Below are 18,801 nucleotides of genomic sequence, written 5' to 3' on the forward strand. Positions count from 1 at the left end.
GGCCCGTCGTCTACACGATCGCCCCGCGTCGGACCTCGTCAAGGACGGTGTCGAGGAAGCCGGGCACGTTTCCTCCGCCGAGGACGAGTTGGCGGTCCAAGAGGCGGTTCGAGGTCTCGCAGGAAGTCTCGCTGACGAGGGCGCAGCCGTGGCAGGCCGACAGGTTGAGGGAGGAGGAGCCCTGGTGGTCGCTTTCGATGCAGACGGGGTCGTTGGAGCAGACGTCGGCGTCGTTGAGGGCGGCGAGTAGTAGCGGGAAGAGCTTGTCCGGTGCGCCCAGTCGGACGAGTCCGCCGAGTGTGCCTTGCACGTCGCCGGCGGCGGTGTAGATGAGGATGCCGGCGGTGTGGTCGGGTCGGTCGGAGTTGGCGTAGATGCGTTCTTGGAGGGCGGCCGACGCGTAGCCGCTGGCGAATGCGAGTCGGCGGATGAGCAGGTGGGCGATCGTGTGCAGGGCGATGAAGCGGGGCTCGGGGGCGTCGAGGCGGTGGGCCCACTGGCTCGCCTTGCGCCGTTGCACCAGGATGTCGGCCCGGCTGCGGACCTCTGGCAGGTTCTCCCAATCGGAGATCCGGTTCTCGTCGAACCGGAGGAAGATCCCTTCGCCGAACAGCTGGACGGCCGGGTAGATCGGCAGTCGCTTTCGGTCGGTTCCCAGGTGGGCGGGGATGAGGTCGGCCTCGGCGTCGTGACGTCGGAAGCCGCGTAGGGCTCTCACTTCACGGACGCGCCGGACCTGGCCCACGCCGACGAGTCGGTCGGCCAGCGCCGGGGGCCATGTGGTGTCGGCGGGCATCTTCCAGCCGTCGACGACGAAGTCGTCGACGCCGTGGTCCCTGCCGCCGTCGAGCTTCTTGAGGAACGCGGCCCACTCGCCGTCCTTCAGGTCGAGGAGTGGGGTGTCCCCGGGGTCATCGCCAGCGGTTGCGATGGTGAGGACGTCCTCGGGCGTGACCCCAAGGTCGTCCGCGATCATTTCGGCGAGCATTTCCGCCTTGGGGCCGCCGTTGTCGTCGACGATCCTGGCGAACAGTTCGTGGCCGCGGATGCGGTCGGCGTTCTGCTCGGACTGTGGGCGTTCCTCGGGGATGTCGAGTGCGGAGAGGCGGTCGGCGATGTAGTTGCCGGTGGCGCCGCGTTGGACGGCGACGAGCCGGTGGTCGCAGGCGTGGTCGGGTTTCGGTTCCTCCCACGGTTGCGTGGCGGTGCAGCGGATATTGTCGCGGTGGAGCGACTCCTTGCTGACGAGGTCGGAGAGGGGACGGGAGCGCTTGCAGCCGTTGCAGTGGACGCGGAGGGAGGACAGGCCCTCGCCGTGTTGCGAGGAGCGGACGAATTTCAGTTCCTTGTACGCGCGGCAGAAGCGAACGGTCTCGGTGACGCCTGCGTCGTGGCCGCGGTGTGCCCAGGTGAACCAAGGGATGTCCTGGATGTGGCTGCCCTTCTGGCAGACGGCGACGTAGCGCATCGGCACGAGCGCTCCGCCGCACTTGCACTTGTTGTTCCAGCGGCCCTTGTAGGTGCCGGTGGTCTTCGAGAGGGTCGTGCACTGTTCGCAGAACCGCCAGGCGGGGAAGCGCCAGTAGAGCAGGTGCGCGGTGTCCTTGGTCGCCCGTCCCGAGTGGGAGGGGGGCTGCCGTAGGACGCCTCCGGGGCCCAGCCGTGCGAGGAGTCGGTCGCAGCTGATCTCGGGAGCGGACTTGCGGTCCCACCACGAGGTGTCGGGCGCGATCAGCGACTCGCCGAGGACGTCGACGACGGCCCCCACGCCGAAGGGTGTGATCGTCTCCGAGAGGCGCAGATCATGCAGGATTCGTTCCACGGCCGGCTCCTTCCAAGGGCTCGCGTACCTGGACGGCGACGTTCGGTTCGACGGACCGCATCGAGTCGCCGACGAGCCATCCTTCCCTGCGCTGGCCGAACCGCTTCAGCAGCGCCTGGTCCTCTGCCTTCCGGTAGTCGTACAGCAGGGGGGTTGCGTCCTCGCGGGCGCGCTTCGCGCGGCGGTCCCAGTCGCGCAGGATCAGCCACACCTGCTCCCGAGTCTCCTCGGCCTCGACGTGCTCCGCGCGGCTCACCAGGTCGACGAAGGTTGCGACGATCCTCTCGATCGCGTCGCGCATCCGGTCGTCGTCCAGGTCGAGACCGGCTGCGGCGTCGTTCGCGGCGAGGGTCGACACGGAGTGCCGCAGCAGCGCCACGAGGGCGCCCGCCAGCGACCGGTCGCGGGAGGCGGTCGACCACGGTGTGACGCTGGTCGGTTCGACGCTGCGGTAGAGCGCTTCGTGGTAGCCGCGGAAGGTTTCGAAGTGCGAGCGGTCGCGGGCCCGGTTCGATCGGAACAGCGTTGTGACGATGCCGTTGTTCGTGCCGCGGCCGACTCGGCTGGTGGCCTGGATGTACTCGGAGGTCGTCTTCGGCTGGCCGACCATCAGCATCAGGGCGAGGCGGGGGATGTCGATGCCGACCGACAGCATGTTTGAGGAGAGGACGACGTCGACGGCGTCGTCGGTCTGGTCGACGCTTCGGCCCAGTTCGCGCAGGTGGTTGGGGAGTTCCTCGGGGCCGCGGCGGCTGGTGAGTTCGAGGACGCGGCCGGCCCGGACGCGGCGCAGCGGCAGATCTAGTCGCTGGGCGCGGGGTTCCAGGCGGCCGTTGACGTCGTCGACCACGAGTGTTCCGGTGCGGCCGAGTTCGCGGAGGCTGTTGTGGTACATCACGGTCGTCCAGTAGGAGTCGCGTGTCGCGCCCGGGTCGGGGTGTTTGGCGAGCACCTCGGGGATCTCGATGAGGGGCGCGGCCGCGGAGATGACCGCGGACACCTGTGAGAGGGACTGCGGCATCAGTCCGACGTACAGGCGGCCTTCGCCGCTATCGACGGGGCGGGAGAAGAAGGTGCGGTCGCCGTCGAGGCCTGCCGGCGGATACAGGGCGACGGCTCGGCCGTACAGTCCTTGGACCTGTTCCGAGGAGGCGCGGATCGTGGCGGTCGAGGCGATGATCTTGGGTGATGTTCCGCCTCTGCGCAGGAGCAGCTGGATGACGGCGTCGAAGACGGCGACGGTCGTGCCGAGGGGGCCCGACAGCAGGTGCAGCTCGTCCTGGATGATCACCGAGGGCTGTCGATAGGCCGTGCCGAGGCCGAGGAGGCTGCCCGCCTTGGTGTTGAACTGGAGGCGGGCGAACTTGTCGACGGTCGCGAGGAGGATCGTCGGCGGCTCCTCGTAGAGGACGTCGTCGACCACGGCGACGGGGAGCTCGTCGCGGAACGGGCAGTCGCCGTCGGTGCAGTGGACGACGACGTCGTGGCCGAGGGGACGGAAGCCGTACCGGCCCCGGTCGTGGGAGGCGGCGTCGGGTACGAGCGCTGCACCGCACCAGGGGCAGCCCTCGATTTGGAACGCGTTCGCCTCCTTGGGCCTCGCGGCCTTGCGCAGGCGCTCGAGAGCCTTCTTGGCGTCCGCCCTCGTCCCCGGGGTGACCTCGTTGCCGACCCACAGGCCGATGGAGAAGGGGGCCATGCCCTGCGCCCGCCGGTCGTCTTTCCGCAGGATCTCCATCGCGCACACGAGTGAGGCGGCGCGTTGGAACTGCTGCGACGTCAGAAGGCGGAGCGTGTAGCGGGTGATCACCGCGGTGCCGGCGCCTTCCGCGCCGTGCACGAGCCGGCGGCGGAAGATCTCGACGGCCGCCAGGCCGAGGTAGGCCTCCGTCTTGCCGCCACCGGTGGGGAACCAGATCAGGTCGACGAGTTCCCGGTCGTCGTGCTTCTCGTCGACCGTGGACGCCAACGCCACCAGGAGGAAGCCGAGCTGGAAGGGGCGCCAGCGGGGCTCCTTCACGTTCTCCGGGGCCTGGCCGTGCCTGATCGAGCTCTGGCGCATCTGCAGTCGCATCGCGGTCATGCCCAGCGCGAACGCGGCTCGCAGCTTCTCCTGCTCAGGGTCGCGCAGCAGGTCGACGCCGGCCTCCATGCGTTCGACGGCCGTGCGCGCCCGCCCGGTGATCGATCGGGCGACCGGCGTGTCGGTCCCGAAGTCTTCGGCACGGCCCTCCTGTTCCGCGACCCAGGCGGAGAAGGCCTCGACGAACGCGTCGAGCATCGGCACGACCTCATCCGGCCGCGTGTCGATCCGCGACAGGTTGTCGAGCAGAAGCGCCTTTGCCGGTTCGGACGCGTCGTCGAACCCGACGGTCTCGACGGCGGGGACGACGTACGACGGCACGGGGTCGAGGAGGACGCGCGTGCACTCGCCGTCCTCGACTTCCCAGTCGGCCGCCATGCCGTGGCCCACCGCGTAGACCTTCTTGTCCCGGTAGCGAAGTCGCAGCTCCGCGGACTCGTCGTCCAGATCGAAGGACCTCGAGGCGTCGTACTCCAGGATCCGGCCGCCGGGGGCCGGCGTCACGCCGAGCGCGACCTGGAAGAGTATGCGGGCGATGTCCTGCCGGTCGACTCCCGTCGACTCGGATCGCACGCGCGCGTGAACCGTCACGAGATGGGCATCGCCGTAGGGGCGCCACCTGGATCCGATCTCGAGCGCGACGTCGCCGGCTTCGAGCGAATGCGGGGGAAGCTTCCGGGCGAGCTCCAGGCCCTTGAACCCGAACGGGCGACGCCGCCAGCGCGGGGGTCCGTCGTCGGTGATCGGCTCGTAGGTGCCTCCCGAGAGGTCGCAGAGGACGGTGTCCTGGTCCGTGACGAAGGAGATCGCGACGGACGAGGGGCGCCAATCCTCGGCGAGGGGCACGGCCGCGCCGCCCTCCTCGACGTCCCCCGGTATCACGTCCGCCTCGGCGTCGTCGATTCCGGTCGCGGGTTCCTGCCCGGCGTCTGGAAGGACGAGTGTGGGCGGAGGGAACAGCATCCCGACGGCGTACTGACGGTCCGGCAGGTTGAGCAGCACCTCTTCGTCCCCGCCGTCCGGTCCGACGTAGGCCGCTCGAAGATGCTTCAGGGCGCGCTTCTGCGCCTTGGTCATGCTCATTCCGTCACCAACCGCTGTCGTACGAGTTGCTGAAGACGTCGCTTGTCGTCCTTGGACGCGACGATGTGCAACGAGACGCGGGCACGGGTCACGGCGACGTAGAACGCCGCCGTCCCGGCCTCGTCGAACACCGTCGGAAGGTCGCAGACGACAACGTGCTCCGCCTCGAGGCCCTTCGCGTACCGCGGGCTCGTCACGACGACCCCGTCCGCAGTCTCGACGGGGGCGGCGTCCGACGTCGCGCTGACGATCCAGACGTCCTCCCCGCGCACCCCGTCGGCCATCAATTGCCTGGCCACGGACTCGCCCTGCTCGACGCCAGCGGCCCCGTCGAGCATGTGCCACTGGACCCTCTCCCCGTGGACGATGCCCGGGTCCCCGACGTCCGCGCCGAGATACTCCTGCACCATGTGCACCATCGCCCGGGTGTTGCGGACGTTGAGGCTCAGGTCCACCGAGAGCGCCTCGGGCTCGACGAGGTCGAAGACGTCCCGGTCGAAGCCTCCGTCGACGTGCGCCTGGTTGTTCATGTCGAGGAACATGCGCCACCGGCCCGTGGCCCGCCCGCCCGCGACGACCGCATCGAGCCTGTCCATCGCCTCGGCGGTCATCAGGTCCTGCGCCTCATCGACGAACACGGCGTCGTAGACCCTGCCGGGCCCGAGCCGGTCGAACGGGACGACGTCGATGTCGCGGTCGACCACGTGGGGGGCGAAGAAGCGCAGCAGCTTGGGGGAGTGAAATGTGATCAGGACGGACCGTCCCTGGCTTTCCTCCTGCTTGGCCGCCTCGACCAGGACGAGCGACTTGCCCGTGCCCGCGCCGCCGAACACCATGACGCGGGGGTTGCGCGCCAACGAGGCCAGGACCCTGGACTGGCCGGCCGTGGCGCGGTTCTGCTCCTCGATGACCGCTCCGCGCTGGGCGTCGATCACGGGCATGCGCGTGAACTCTCCGAACAGGCGCGCTCGCAGGTCTTCCGTCCGGGCGAGCTTCCGGCCGGACGGGGGCGTCGCCGCACCCTTCGCCACGGCGTCGAGGGCGGCAGTCAGTCCCGCGACGCTCATGTCATCCTTCGCCAACCAGTGGGTCGGCTGCCAGTCGAGCGCGTGCGGGGGCGTGTCGGTCTCGGGAGTGACGACGAGGGCCTCGTGCGCGAACCAGCCCACCCCCTCCTCGTGGAGGATGTCCCTCAACGCGTACATGGCGGACCGGGCCTGATCCATCGGTGACTCGGCCAGCGGATGCCAGTCGTCGCGCCGGTCGATGCTGTACCAGGTTCCGTTGTGCTTGCTGACTCCTCCCCCCTTCACCTCGACGACGATCACGACCTTCTTCCACAGGATGACGAAGTCCGCTTCTGCCTGGCGCTTGTAGGCGTGGGAGCGAAGCTTCACGGAGTAGAAGGCGACGGCGTCGGGGTCACCCTCCACGTCCCGCAGCAGGCGGGCGATCCTGAGCTCGGCGCCGCTGCTGGCGTTGCGCTCGATGTCCTTCAGATCGGGAACCAGGATCATGCGCGCTGCTCCTGCCAGAGGTCCTCGTACTCTCGGTACCCGAGCTTCTCGGTGACATCTCCGAAGTCGTCGGCCATGTCCACGATCAGGCACTCTTCCTTTCCACCGTTGGCCGGACCGCGCAGGCCGCGGCCAGCCATCTGAATGTAGGCGTTGGGGCTGAAGGTCGGGCGGGCGATGTAGAGCGCGCGGACGCCGGGCGCGTCGAAACCCTGGATCAGCAGGTCGCAGTTGGCCAGGACGCGGATCTTGTTGGCCTTGAACCTCTCGATGATGTCGCGGCGCTCCTGCCGGCCGGTCTGTCCGCTCACCGAGGCCGCCTTGACCTCGCGATAGCGCAGGGTTGCGGCGAGGACCTGGGCGGAGAGGACGCTCGGGGTGAAGACGAGCACCGGCCAACTCGGGTCCTGGCTCATGATGTGCTCGACGAGGATCCTCATGCGCGCCTGGTCCTGGCCGATGCGGTCCATGACGGACGGACTGAGCCTGTGCTGATTCGCGGCCTCGGCGCGTTCCTCGGGTCTGAGCTCGACCTCGATGCCGGGCAGCACCTCGTGCTGGACGCGTGCGAGCACCTTGAGTTCCGCGAGCCGCTCGTAGGCGTTCTCCTCGAAGGCCTTGAGCTTCTTCCGGCCGAATCGGCCCGCGAGCGCGTCCGTCGCAGTCTCGGACCTGCCCTTGAAGGGCGTCGCCGAGAGGCCGACCAGTGGGCGTTCCCTTCCATGTCCGGAGACGCCGAGCCAGTTCAGAATTCGCGTGTAGCGCACGGAACCCCCCGCGCGGTGCCCTTCGTCGACGATGGCGACAGACGCCTTGCCGAGCCACTCGTACTCGGCGTTGTCGAGGACCTTCTCGAGTTTGGCGTCCGTCGCCACGATCACGCTGAACTCGGTGTCCGGCTCGTGAACGACGTTGTTCTCCCACAGACGCCCGATCGTCAGCGGGCGTTCGTCCCCAAGCCCTCGCCACACCGTGCTCCAGGTCTGCACGGCCTGTTCGCACAGCTCCACCGACTGCGCGATCCACAGCACCGGGCCGCGGAGGCGTCCTTCCGTGAAGAGCCTAAGTACGGTCTCCGACGCGACGCGCGTCTTTCCCGCACCGGTCGGGAGTTCCACCATCGCCTTCTGATGGCGGCCGTCCGCCTCACGAAGTGTGAGCACCTCACCGAGCTGCCGACTGATCTCCTGCTGGAAGTCGTGCAGGGGGCTGAGCTTCACCGCGCCAGGGACGACGAACTCGTCGGGCTGGTGCTCGGTACGGCGGCCCGCGTATTCGGGCGGGAACCCCATCTTGTGCAGCCACGACACGGTCGCCGCGCCGCCCGCCCAGGTCGACGGGACGTCGGGGAAGCCCTGCTGCCGGAACAGGTCGGCGAGCAGTTTGACGGAGTCCGAGCCGTAGACCTTGAGGAAGAGGTCGGCGACGGAGGTCTCGCGGTTCACCAGGTCCTGCGCCGCGAGCGCCTGCCAGAGCCCCTTGGGCAGAGCGTCCCGCAGGTCGTCCGAGCCGAAGTAGACGCCGAGCCGGTCGGCGTCGGTCCGGGCCGCCTTGGCTTCCTGCCGAAGCCGTTCGAGCTGATGGTCGAGGCCCGTCTGCAGCACCCCGTCGAGGTCGATGTTCGACATGCCCAGATCGAAGGCACTGTCGACGATCCCGAGGAGCCGGCGCTCGTCGGCGTCGCCGCGCGCCACCAGGTCGAGCCCGTCGAGGTGCCAGTCGAGGGACTGGTCCTCGACACCGTCCTCCATGGTCACCCGCTTGACCACCTGGACCGCCCGGGAGACCGTCGCGTTGACCAGCCTGTCGGCGACGAGCGAGTTGCGAAGTCCGGTGAAGACGTCGAGCACCTTCTCGCTCTCCTGGGCCCCCTCGACGATCACCGAGAACGCGAAGCTGTCCTCGAACCGTCGGCAACCCGCCAGCTCGACGAGTTCGTCGGCCTGCTCCTCCGTCACCCTCAGGCAGGGGCGCTGGCGCGTGGAGAGGTAGTTCTCCTGCTCGTCTGTCGTGGCGAGGTATACCGACGACGGTGAACGAGGCTCGACCATGCGCCCCACCCTGGCCGGGATCCCGGGGGGCTGGGCATCCGGATAGGCGACGCGGCACGCCGTCCGGATGAAGTCGACGAGCACGGCGTCCGGGACACGCGGGTTGAACACCGGTGCGTCGAGCGCCTCTTTGAGAACGCGAGCGGGCACCGCGTCGAGCTCGTCCGGAAGGTCCAGGACGTCGGCCACCTGACGAGGCCCCTTGAACAGCGGCAGAAGGTGCTCGTACCGCAGGAGGGACGGCGCGACGACGTCCGCCGGCCCGTGAAACAGCCCCTTGTTCGACCGCAGCAGACCGGCACGGCCCACCGCCCAGAGAACCGGCGAACGGACGGCGTGGGTTCTGCCCGTGTCGAGGTCCTCGCAGGACCAGTCGGACGCACCGGCCTGGAGCAGTTCGACGGTCCAGGTCTCGCGCAGTTGCTTGGAGGCGCCGGCGTCACGGAGGTGGAACAGCACGGAGAACGGGCCGGGGCCCTGTCCGGGGTAAAACTCGATAGTCTCGATCGGCCGTTCGCCAGGGCCCTGTTTCGCGTTGAGCCTCGCGAGGACCCACTCCCGGTACTGTCCGATCCACGGCTCGTCCTCAAGGGCGTAGTCCCGTACGGGCCGGCGAACCACCCCCAGCCCGTGGGCGACCGCTGGCAGGCAGCGTCCGCGGTCCAGCGTCCTCTTCGCATGCTCGTCGCCCAAGGGCTCCTCGAGGTCGAATACCTGGTGGGGCCACGCCCACCCGCCATCGCGCGTGGGGACCTTGACCGTCGCCGAGTGATCGGCCAACGCCTTCACCGCGGCGGCGACGGGGACCCCGAGAACGGCGTCCCAGAGCTTGGAGAACTCTTCGTCGCCCGAGGTGTTCGAGAGCGCGGCAAGGCGCGCGTTGAGGATCGCGACGGGATCCAGATCCCGGAAACCGGCCTTCCTGAGCCCGTCCTCCACACCGGGCCGCGCCAGGAACCCCGGGGCGACGAAGACCGCACCCTCGATCTCGACGCCCTCCTCCTGGTGCAGGAAGACGGTGCTCCTGTCCTCGAGCGCGCGCATGCCGTCGGTGGTGGGGATCACCTTGGCACGGTCGACGTCCGGCAGACTCCGGTGCCCGAGCACGAACTTGAACGCGTTCGCCGCGGACGTGTCGTCCGTCCCCTCCGCCCACTCGCGCAGCCACGAGAGGAGGCCGTGCTGCGGCAGCGCCGCCAGGGCGCGCTTCATATCCCGGTCGTCCTGGTCCAGGTGGCTTCGGGACACCGACGCCGCGAAGAGCTGCCGAAGACGAGCGGACCGTTGCGGGGACGTGTAACACCGCCAGTGCGGAACCTCGTTCCCAGTGTTCGGGGACTGGATCCACGCCTGGTGAACGGTCTGATCGATCTCGATCGCGAAGTCCAGCGGCTTGAGTGCGGAGGCGTTGCACAGCGTGCCCGTGGCGTCGGGAACGAGTTCGTGCGATGTCGAGATCACCGGAACGTGCGCGCACAGCAGCCTGTCGCCGAACGAGAGCTGCTCCCTTCCTCGCGCGGGCATGTAGTCGAGGTGGGCGGCTGGGTCGCCGGGCGTCGCCACGCGCGGCAGCATTCCGACGAACATCTCCGACAGCGTCTGGAGGATCTCCCGGTTGTAGTCGTTGGGCAGCAACGTGGTCCGGTCGTCGTTGACGCTCCACGGGGCGTTGAAGAGGGCGGACGCCGATGTCTGGTCCTGGAGCGGGAAGTAGGACCAGAACCGCCCGACCCGCTGCCGCGCATGGCGTTTCGGGATCGCGACGGTGACCTTGACCTGGGATCGCGAGACGGCCTCTCCGACCTGCCGTCGGGCATCCGGGGACGGTGCGTGCATCCGGTTCTCGACGATCCATTCGTCGCCGTCTCCGTTCGGGTCCTCGATCCGGAAGACGCCCCCGCCGAGGTCGCGGGACGTGTGAATCGTCTCGAACGCGTCCGCGCCGAGTACCCTGAGCCTGACCTCCCGCACGGCGTCGGCGAAGAGGAGGAACTCCGAGGAGAACCCCTCGATCTCCTGGCGGATCCGGTCGAGGCCAGACGCGTTCGAAAGCTTCACGACGGTGGACGCCCAGGACGCGAGCCCCGCGAGCACGGGGTCCCCGGCGAACGCCGCGTTAGGGTCGAGGACAGTCGCGGTGCGAAGGACCGGATACCGCTTCACGGCGGGCGTGATCCTGGCGAACTCGGCGCGGGCCGCAGGCGAGTTGAACTCGAACGACACCGAGCGGCTGAACACCTGAGGGACGTCCGTGACAGCGAGGACGGACTTGAACCCGAGCCCGAAGCGCCCGATCTCGTCGCCCCTCTTGCCGCTGAGGTGCGCGTGCGTGATCGCGGTCAGCCCGCTCGTCGAGAACGGCCGACCCGCGTTGGCGCAGTAGAGGGTCCGGCTCTCCGGATCGAGGACTATCTCGACGCGACCGGCGAACTCCTCCCGGCCCTCGCCCGCCCCCGACATGGCGTCGGCGGCGTTCTGCACGAGTTCGAGGAGCGTGCGATTGGCGTACCCCCCGACCCGGATGGACTCCTCGTGGTTCGCATGCTCGGAAACGAGGTGCGGATCCTCCTGGTAGGAGGCGACTGCTCTCCTGAACTGGCTTTCCACCTCCTGTACAAGACACGCGTCCGGCGTCCATGACTGTCGCGTCGTCACAGGTGAGCACTCCTCGCGTCTGAGCCATCCGCGCTGCGGCCAGTCGCACATCCGCTCGGAGCAGCCTGAACTTTCCTGGAACCACGCAACGTCGGGCGTGAATTCACCCCCTGAGCAGGGCCTCGGAACGCACCTGCCCGACGGGGGCATGCTCGCGCCGACCCGCCCCACGATGAGGCTGGCGGCCGTGGCCCGGCTGTGCCCCAATCTTGCAGCTTCAACCCCCGTGTTGTCACCGTCTGCCTGCAAACCGTGCACAGCCTGCACATATCGGCCCGCACAAGACTCTAGTCGATGCGTCAGGTACGGGTCGCAGGGCCAGCCCCACGGGCAGGAGCCAACAAAGCTCGCCTACTTCGTCGCGGTTTGGGGGCGTGAGGCAAATCACTCTCGACCTTCCCTCGCCCGCCGCCTCTCACGGACTGAGTGTCATTAGGCGTCACGTGTAGTGGACGAGGTAGGCCCTGACCTGCGGGATTCTGACTGGTGAACGCAAGTCGGACACCTTTTCGACTGATGGGGGTCAAGTGAGCCCGCAGGCAACGACAAGGTTCGCTACGCCCGGTACCACACTGTGACGGTCCTACCAAGCCGTTGAGATCCGGTGAGATTTGGGCTCCGTTTAGATCTGGCCGCCACACAGGAGGAGCCCGTGCCCGAGCAGTTCATGAGCGTCAAGCAGACGGCGTCGTATCTGAATATGTCCGTTGCGTGGGTTTACCGCGAAGCGCCTCGGGTCGGGCTTGTGCCGTACAGGTTCGGGAGTGGGCGGAACGCGAAGCTTCAGTTCAAGGTGTCTGAGGTTCAGGCGTGGGTGAAGCAGCAGCGCCTGCCTGCTACGTGAGGCTGCTATCACGAGAGGGGTCTGCCCACCTGGGCAGACCCCTCTCGTGGTTCAGGCGGCGAGCCCGAGGTCGAGGACCTGGGCGGCGCGGCCCATGGAGCCGGGCATGAGGTGGCGGTAGATCTTGAAGGTGACGTCGATGCTCTTGTGGCCCATCCACTCGGCGACGTCGGTGATGGGGAGGTTGTGGCTGAGGCAGTTCGAGGCGAAGAAGTGGCGGAGGCCGTAGACCACCATGCCTTCAGGGATGTCGACGTCGTCGGACTGCTTGACGACGCGCTGCCACTGGTTGTGCAGCAGGTGGTACGGGTAGGGCTTGCTGAGGTCTCGGGGGTGGCGGAGGAGGTAGCCGTCGACGGTGCCGTACGTGTCCGCGTACGAGAGGATGCTCAGCCGGGTGCGGGTGGGTAGAGGGACGTCGCGGTATTCGCCTTCCTTGCGGTGTTTGAGCGGCGCGTAGTCCTTGGTGGTCTGGTTGACCTGTTCGGTGACACGGTAGACGTCGTCCGCGACGAGGTTCTTGAGGTTGACGGCTGCCGCTTCGCCGTTGCGCAGGCCGCAGCCGCTCATGAGGTCGGCGATGAGGCGGAAGGTGTCGTCGCCGGCCATCCGTATGCCCTGGAGCTGGGTGCGGGAGGGAATGACGGCGCGCTTGGGGTCGTACTGGGGCGGTGCGACACCGTCGAGCGGACTCGCGTCGTAGAGGCCAAGGCGGTGGGCGTCGAGGAGGATCGACTTCAGCTTGTCGAAGGCGTTGGACTGGGTGGCGAGTCCGACGCCGTTTCGCTCCATGGTTTGGATGAAGGCATCGACGACCTTGTGGTCGAAGGTGCCCATGCGACGGCTCCGGAATACCGGGGAGAGATGGTGGTCGAGGAGTGAGTCGAGGTGCCTCAGCGATTGCGGGCTGAGGTGGCGCTGGCCGGCCTTCCACTCCTCGACGTACTCGTGGAACTGCATCGAGCCGTACTTCTGGATCCGTTCCGCCTTGCGCTGGCTCTGTGGGGAGTTCTTCCGGGCCTGGTAGACCTCGGCGAGACGGGCCTTCGCCTTGTCCTGGGTGGCGAACCCGGACTCCTCGGTCTGCTTCCCGGCCGCGTTGCGGTAGCGGATCTTGTACTCGTGCGGGCACCTCAGCCACCGGCTTTCGGGGTGCTCGCACTCCTTGTAGAAGCTGCCCATGCCGCGGACGAGGTTGATGGTGGCCATGGTTGTCGACTCCCGGGCGTCTTGCTGACCTTTTGCTGACCCCGGATGGTCGATCACGCCCCTGACCTGGGGCGAAACGGTGAAGCCGTGATATGTGGTGGAACTTCATCGCCCGCACCGGCGAGGAGATCGCCGAGGCCCGGCGGGACTGGGAGCGCGGCGGCCGCTTCGGCGAGGTCCGCGGCTACGACGGCCTCCGCCTCCCGGCCCCCGACCTGCCGGCCACCCCGCTGAAGGCCCGGGGGCGGGAGCGCTGAGGCCGGGCCCCTCGGGGGGCCTCAGGCAGGGGACGAGGTGGCCGAGGCGGTGCTCGGCAGGGTGGCCAGGGCGGCGAGGGCGGTGCGGGCGGCTTTCTCGCCGTCCCGGTAGCCGTGGCCGCGGGCGATGCGGACGGCTTCGGTGAGGTGTCGCTCGGCCTCCTCCGGCTGCCCGGTGGCGGCGAGGGCCCGGCCGTAGAGGGTGTGCAGGACGACCTGGCGGGAGGCCGGGAAGGGGGGCTCGACCAGGGCGAGGCCGCGGGCCGCGTGCTGGGCGGCCTCGGTGTGGGCGCCGACGGTCAGGCAGTGGTCGGCCAGGTGCTGGTGGGTGAGGGCGATGAGGTCGCGGCGGCCGCCGCGTTCGGCCAGGGCGCGGGCGCGGGTGAGCAGGCCGTGGATGCGGGCGAGCCGGTCGTGGCGGGTCAGCGCGAGGGCGAGGTTGACGAGGGCGACCGCCTCGCCGGTCACGTCCCCGGCCCGGGCGGAGAGTTCGGGGGCCAGCTCCAGATGGGTCAGCGCCTCGGCGTGCCGGCCCTCCTCGGTGAGCACCCAGCCCAGCAGCGCCCGGGCGCGGGACTGCGCCCGGACGTCCCCGCAGGCCTCGGCGGCGGCCAGGCCCTGGGCGAGCAGCGGCGTCCAGTCGTCCCGCACCTGCCAGACGATCAGCGGCCACTGGAGCAGCACGAGCCGCCAGGCGCGGTCGTGCAGCCCGACCGCGACCGCGGCCTCGACGGCGCCGCGCAGGGTGTCCCGCTCGGCGGCGTACCAGGCGAGCGCGCTCGCGCGGTCCGGGAACGGGCGCACGTCCACGGAGTGCCGGGAGCCCACGGGCAGCAGGCAGCACGGCTCGCTGCCCGGCTCGGCGGCGGCGCTCGCGGCGAGCAGGGTGCTCATCAGGTGGTCGAGCAGCCGCGGCAGCGCCTCGGCGTCGTCGTCGGCGGGCAGGCTGCGGGCGTAGAGCCGGACGAGGTCGTGCAGGGTGTAGGCGTCCTGGCCGGTCTCGATGATCAGGTGGGCGGCGGCCAGCTGGTCGAGCGCCTCGGTGGCGCGCTCCAGCCGGCAGCCGGCGATCGCGGCCGCCGTCCGGCCGTCCAGGGTCGCGCCGGTGTGGGTGCCGAGCCGCTGGAACATCCGGCGGGCCGACTCGGGCAGTTGCTGGACGGTCAGGCCGAGCGCGGCGGCGACCGAGGTGTCCTCCACGTTCAGCAGGCTCAACCTGCGCTGCTCGTCGGCCAGTTCGTCGGCGAGCGCGGCCAGACCGCGGGTCGGGCGGGAGGCCGTCCGGGCGGCCGCGAGGCGCAGCGCGAGCGGCAGCCCGTCGCACAGGTCGGCCAGCCGGGCGGCGGCCTCGGGTTCGGCCGCGACCACGTCGGGGCCCAGGGTGTCGGCGAGCAGGGTGATGGCGTGCCGGGAGGACAGCTCGGCGAGCGGCACCAGCCGGGCGGCGTCCGAGGCGACCAGGCCGGCCAGCCGGTCGCGGCTGGTGATCACGGTGACGCAGCCGTCGCCGTCCGGCAGCAGCGGGCGGACCTGCTCGGACCGGTGGGCGTTGTCCAGGACGAGCAGCAGCCGCCGCTCGGCGGTCAGTTCGCGGTAGCGGGCGCCCATGGCCTGGTGCGAGCCGGGCATCTGTTCGGCGGGCACGCCGAGGGCGAGCAGCAGCTCGCGCAGCACGGCGGCGGTGTCGCGGGCGGGGATCGGGCTGTAGCCGCAGAGGTCGACGAACAGCCGGCCGTCCGGGAAGTCGGCCTGGCGGCGGTGCGCCCAGTAGCCGGCGAGGGCGGTCTTGCCGACGCCGGCGCTGCCGGTGACGACGGCGATCGCGCCGGGGGCGGCGGTGGCCCGGTCGAGCGCGGTCAACTCGTCCTCGCGGCCGGAGAATCCGCGCGGGCGGCGGGGGAAGAGCCGGGGGGTGAGGGCGGGCGGCGGCACGGCGAGGCCGTGCGACTCGGTGGGGACGGGCGTCGGCGGGGTGACCGCGGGCACCGGGACCGGCGGCGGGGGCGGAGCCGCGGCGGGAATCGGAGCCGGAGTCGCGGCGGGAACCGCGGCCGGGGCCGGCTCGGGCGGGGGCACCGGCGCGGGGCCGTGCAGCAGGGTGTCGTAGGCGTCGACCAGGTCGGTGCCGGGGTCGACGCCGAGCTGTTCGGCGAGGGTGCGCCGGGTGCGGTGGAACCAGTCCAGGGCCTCGGAGCGCCGTCCGGCCCGGCCGAGCGCGCGCATGAGGGCGGCGATCAGCGGCTCCCGGAGCGGGTCCTTGGCGACCTCGGCGCGCAGCACCCGGGCCGCGGCGCCGTGATCGCCGAGCAAGCCGTGGGCGTGCGCCAGCTCCTCGACGGCGGTCAGGCGCAGTTCCTCCAGGTTGTGCGCCGCGCACTCCAGTGCCGGGCTGGGCGCGGTGCCGGTGAGCGCCGGGCCGCGCCACAGGGCGAGAGCCTCGCCGAGCACGGCGACCCGCTCGGCGGGGTCGGGCCGTTCCCGGCCGGTGCGCAGCAGGTGTTCGAACCGGTCGGCGTCGACGGCGTGCCGCGGGGTCCGGAGCAGGTAGGCGTTGCCCTCGGTGCGGAGTTCGACGCCGTGCGCGGCGGCGTCGTGTTCGGCGAACAGGGCGCGCAGTTGGGAGACGTGGCCCTGGATGACCGTCCGGGAGTGCCGGGGCGGGTCGGTCTCCCAGAGCGCCTCGGTGAGCTGGTCGACGGTGACGGGCGCGCCCGCGCCGAGCGCCAGCATGGCGAGCAGGCTGCGGCGCTTGACGGGCCCGGCCGGCAGGTCCCGGCCGTCCGCGCTGGTCACGGTGACCGAACCCAGTATTCGGAAGTCCACCCCGTGCCACCCCGCTGTCCCTGCCCCGTTCGATCCGGTGACTATAGGCCAGCCACCGGCTATATGCCAGTCACCGACAGGTCCGGTTCGGGTCCGGGAGGTGAACATCCGGTGATCCAGGTTGCGGGCCGGTGACCGAGCGTGGCTCAGTCGGTGGACCCGGTGCGTTCCGCCGGGGCCGGCCCGCCCTGGCCGGGCACGGCGGCCGGGGCCGCCTCGATCCGGGCGAGGCGGGGCACCAGGAGCAGGCAGAGCAGCAGGACGGCGCCGCCCAGCACGATCGGCACCCGGATGCTGGTGACGCCGGCGATCCAGCCGCTCAGCGCCGTGCCGACGATGATGCCGAGTCGGCTGATCAGCATGTAGCAGCTGTTGACCCGGCCGAGCAGTTCCTTCGGCACCGCCTGCTGGCGCAGCGAGGTGGCCTGGACGTTCCACAGCACGACGCCGAAGCCGGTGCCGGTGCTGATCGCCGCCACCAGCAGCCAGGAGGAGGACAGGCCGAGCAGCACCCAACAGGAGCCCATCAGGCCGAAGCCGAGCGCGATCCGGGCGCTGCGGTCGATCCGGCGGCTGATCCGGCCGGCCAGCATGCTGGCGGCGGTGCCGCCGACCGCGGCGGCCGCCAGGACGACGCCGAAGGCCGTGACCGGGGCGTCCAGGGTCCGGGTGACCAGCAGCACCATCATGGTGTTCGCCATGAAGAAGGCCATCGCGCCCAGCGTGGAGACGACGGTGAGCAGTCGCACCTCGGGGCTGGCGAGGAGCCAGCGCACGCCCTCGCGGATCTCGGTCGCCATCGGGCGCCGGTCGGCGCGCGGCGCGACCTTGCCGGACTGGCCGGTGAAGGTCACCAGCACGGCGGCGACCAGGAAGGACGTGCCGTCCACGGTGAACGGGGCCCAGGCGGCCAGGGCGAAGAGCGCGGTGCCCAGCAGCGGGCCGCCCAGGTTGGCGCCCAGGATCACGCTGCCCTGCATCCGGCCGTTGGCGGCGTCGAGCTGGTCGGCCCGGACGACGTCGGGCAGGGCGGAGGTGGCGGCGTTCGAGAAGATCGTCTCGCCGCAGCCGAGGGCGAAGGCGAGCACCGCGAGCGCGGCCAGCGGCGGCGAGGACAGCAGCGCCCAGGCGGCGAAGCCGAGGACGATCGCGCCGCGGCCGAAATCGATCGTCCACATGAGCCGCCGGCGGTCGGACCGGTCGGCGATCACGCCGGCGTGCAGGGACATGATGAGCCAGGGGAGCGCGGCGGCGCCCTTCACCAGGGCGACGGCACTGGGCGAGTCGGAGAGTGTCGCGGCGAGCAGCGGCAGGGCCGCGTCCCGCATGCCGTCGCCGACCGCCGAGATTCCCGACGCGGACCACAACAGGTTGAATTTCCTGCCCAGTTGGGTCTTGCTGGGGGGTCGCGGGGTGTCCAGGCTCGTTGGCGTCACCGATGCAGTATGGCATGGCCTCCTCAGCTCCAGGAGGGGTTTGACCAAGGCTGTTCCGTTACCCGGTGGGGTTTTGGGTCGTGGAGGAAATGCGTCGGAATTCCGGCCGTGTTGCGCGTCTCGAGTGGCGTTCCGGGCGATGGGCCGGGTGGTGTTCCGGGTGGTGTTTCGCGCTGAAATCGAGCCGCGCGCCCGCGGGTCGGCGCGAGCGCCGTGGGAGCGGGCTACCGGAGCAGCCCGGTGAGGCCCTTGGCGAGGGTGGCCAGGCCGCCGGCCAGGGCGAGGCCGAGCACCACCCGGCGGGCCCGGTGCTCCGGGACGCGGTCCGCCAGGGCGTGGCCCAGCGCGGTGCCGCCCGCGATCGCCGCGGCCGCCGTGGCCCAGGCGGGCGCGGCCAGGTGCGGGACGCCCTTGGCGGTCAGCGACAGGGAGTTGACGACGACGCCGTACAGCTGGGCGTTCGGCACGAACTCCCGGGCCGTCCAGCCGGTGTTGACGGCATAGAGCGAGACGGCCGGCCCGCCCACCCCGGCGGCGGAGTTCATGAACCCGCTGGTGGCACCGGCCGCCAGCGCCCCGCCCACGCCGCGCAACGCCGCCACCCGGACGCCCCGGATCACCAGCAGCACCGCCGCGCTGACCAACCCGCCGATCACCAGCAGCAGTTCGGCCTCCGGCACCTGCGCCGCCACCCAGGAGCCGGCCGGCACGGTGCACGCGGCGGCGGCGATCAGCGGCAGCATCGCGCCCGGCCGCACCTGCCGCCAGGCGCCGGCCAGGCCGATGGCGCTGATCACCCCGGAGGCGAGGTTGGCGAGCGTGACGCCGTCGCCCGGGCCGAGCAGCAGCACCAGGACGGGCGCCGCCACCAGCGCGAAGCCGATGCCCGCCAGCCGCTGCACCGAGGAGCCGAGCAGGACCACCAGGCCGAGCAGCAGCTCGGCGGGCCAGCCGGTCGTCGTCATGCCGCCTCCGTCGGGTGGCCGGTTCGGTTGAGCGGTCGCTCCGTCGGTGCGTGCCG

Annotated in this window: 9 protein-coding genes and 1 pseudogene; 2 read left to right on the top strand and 8 right to left on the bottom strand. The window is 70.5% G+C overall.

The window, feature by feature from the left end; translation table 11 throughout:
• Positions 1 to 10: 10 nt before the first annotated feature.
• From drmB to AB2U05_RS27805, 4 genes are read right to left on the bottom strand one after another with little or no spacing between them, the layout of a single operon-like run.
• Positions 11 to 1,822 (bottom strand): DrmB family protein, encoded by a 1,812-nt coding sequence (drmB, locus tag AB2U05_RS27790; RefSeq protein ID WP_369184547.1) that lies wholly within the window; start codon positions 1,820 to 1,822, stop codon positions 11 to 13.
• Positions 1,803 to 4,982, bottom strand: a complete 3,180-nt coding sequence (locus AB2U05_RS27795) for a helicase-related protein (RefSeq protein WP_369184548.1) — start codon at positions 4,980 to 4,982, stop codon at positions 1,803 to 1,805. Before AB2U05_RS27795 ends, drmB begins: the two co-directional genes overlap by 20 nt.
• A 2-nt stretch (positions 4,983 to 4,984) precedes the next feature.
• Positions 4,985 to 6,505 (bottom strand): NERD domain-containing protein, encoded by a 1,521-nt coding sequence (locus tag AB2U05_RS27800; protein WP_369184549.1) that lies wholly within the window; start codon positions 6,503 to 6,505, stop codon positions 4,985 to 4,987.
• A complete protein-coding gene (locus AB2U05_RS27805; protein ID WP_369184550.1) occupies positions 6,502 to 11,211 on the bottom strand; it encodes a sacsin N-terminal ATP-binding-like domain-containing protein in 4,710 nt (1,569 codons plus the stop codon). Before AB2U05_RS27805 ends, AB2U05_RS27800 begins: the two co-directional genes overlap by 4 nt.
• Before the next feature lie 652 nt (positions 11,212 to 11,863).
• Here AB2U05_RS27805 and AB2U05_RS27810 point away from each other — a divergent pair.
• On the top strand, positions 11,864 to 12,055 hold the full coding sequence (locus tag AB2U05_RS27810; protein WP_369184551.1) for a helix-turn-helix transcriptional regulator: 192 nt from the start codon (positions 11,864 to 11,866) through the stop codon (positions 12,053 to 12,055).
• A gap of 51 nt (positions 12,056 to 12,106) precedes the next feature.
• Here AB2U05_RS27810 and AB2U05_RS27815 read toward each other — a convergent pair whose 3' ends face one another.
• Positions 12,107 to 13,264 carry a tyrosine-type recombinase/integrase gene (locus AB2U05_RS27815; protein ID WP_369184552.1) on the bottom strand — a complete coding sequence of 386 codons (1,158 nt, stop codon included), beginning with the start codon at positions 13,262 to 13,264 and terminating at the stop codon, positions 12,107 to 12,109.
• A gap of 92 nt (positions 13,265 to 13,356) precedes the next feature.
• On the opposite strand from AB2U05_RS27815, the pseudogene AB2U05_RS27820 reads away from it, so the two are divergent.
• Positions 13,357 to 13,521: pseudogene (locus AB2U05_RS27820) on the top strand (pirin family protein); the annotation flags it as partial.
• A 21-nt stretch (positions 13,522 to 13,542) separates the two neighbouring features.
• Here the strand turns inward: AB2U05_RS27820 and AB2U05_RS27825 are convergent.
• From AB2U05_RS27825 to AB2U05_RS27835, 3 genes are all read right to left on the bottom strand, one after another.
• Positions 13,543 to 16,344: a BTAD domain-containing putative transcriptional regulator gene (locus AB2U05_RS27825; RefSeq protein WP_369184553.1), complete on the bottom strand. Its 2,802-nt coding sequence runs from the start codon at positions 16,342 to 16,344 to the stop codon at positions 13,543 to 13,545.
• Between the two features lie 146 nt (positions 16,345 to 16,490).
• Complete coding sequence (locus tag AB2U05_RS27830; protein ID WP_157881995.1) at positions 16,491 to 17,780, bottom strand: MFS transporter; 1,290 nt, start codon at positions 17,778 to 17,780, stop codon at positions 16,491 to 16,493.
• 224 nt (positions 17,781 to 18,004) lie between these two features.
• Positions 18,005 to 18,745, bottom strand: a complete 741-nt coding sequence (locus AB2U05_RS27835) for a sulfite exporter TauE/SafE family protein (protein WP_045692907.1) — start codon at positions 18,743 to 18,745, stop codon at positions 18,005 to 18,007.
• Between the last annotated feature and the right edge of the window lie 56 nt (positions 18,746 to 18,801).

The organism is Streptomyces sp. Y1, assembly GCF_041053115.1.
Classification (GTDB): Bacteria; Actinomycetota; Actinomycetes; order Streptomycetales; family Streptomycetaceae; genus Kitasatospora; species Kitasatospora rubellomurina.

Bases quoted from the DNA above. Each gene is read 5' to 3' on its own strand.
- AB2U05_RS27795 (WP_369184548.1), bottom strand. From the start codon at position 4,982: ATGACCAAGGCGCAGAAGCGCGCCCTGAAGCATCTTCGAGCGGCCTAC.
- AB2U05_RS27800 (WP_369184549.1), bottom strand. From the start codon at position 6,505: ATGATCCTGGTTCCCGATCTGAAGGACATCGAGCGCAACGCCAGCAGC.
- AB2U05_RS27815 (WP_369184552.1), bottom strand. From the start codon at position 13,264: ATGGCCACCATCAACCTCGTCCGCGGCATGGGCAGCTTCTACAAGGAG.
- AB2U05_RS27835 (WP_045692907.1), bottom strand. From the start codon at position 18,745: ATGACGACGACCGGCTGGCCCGCCGAGCTGCTGCTCGGCCTGGTGGTC.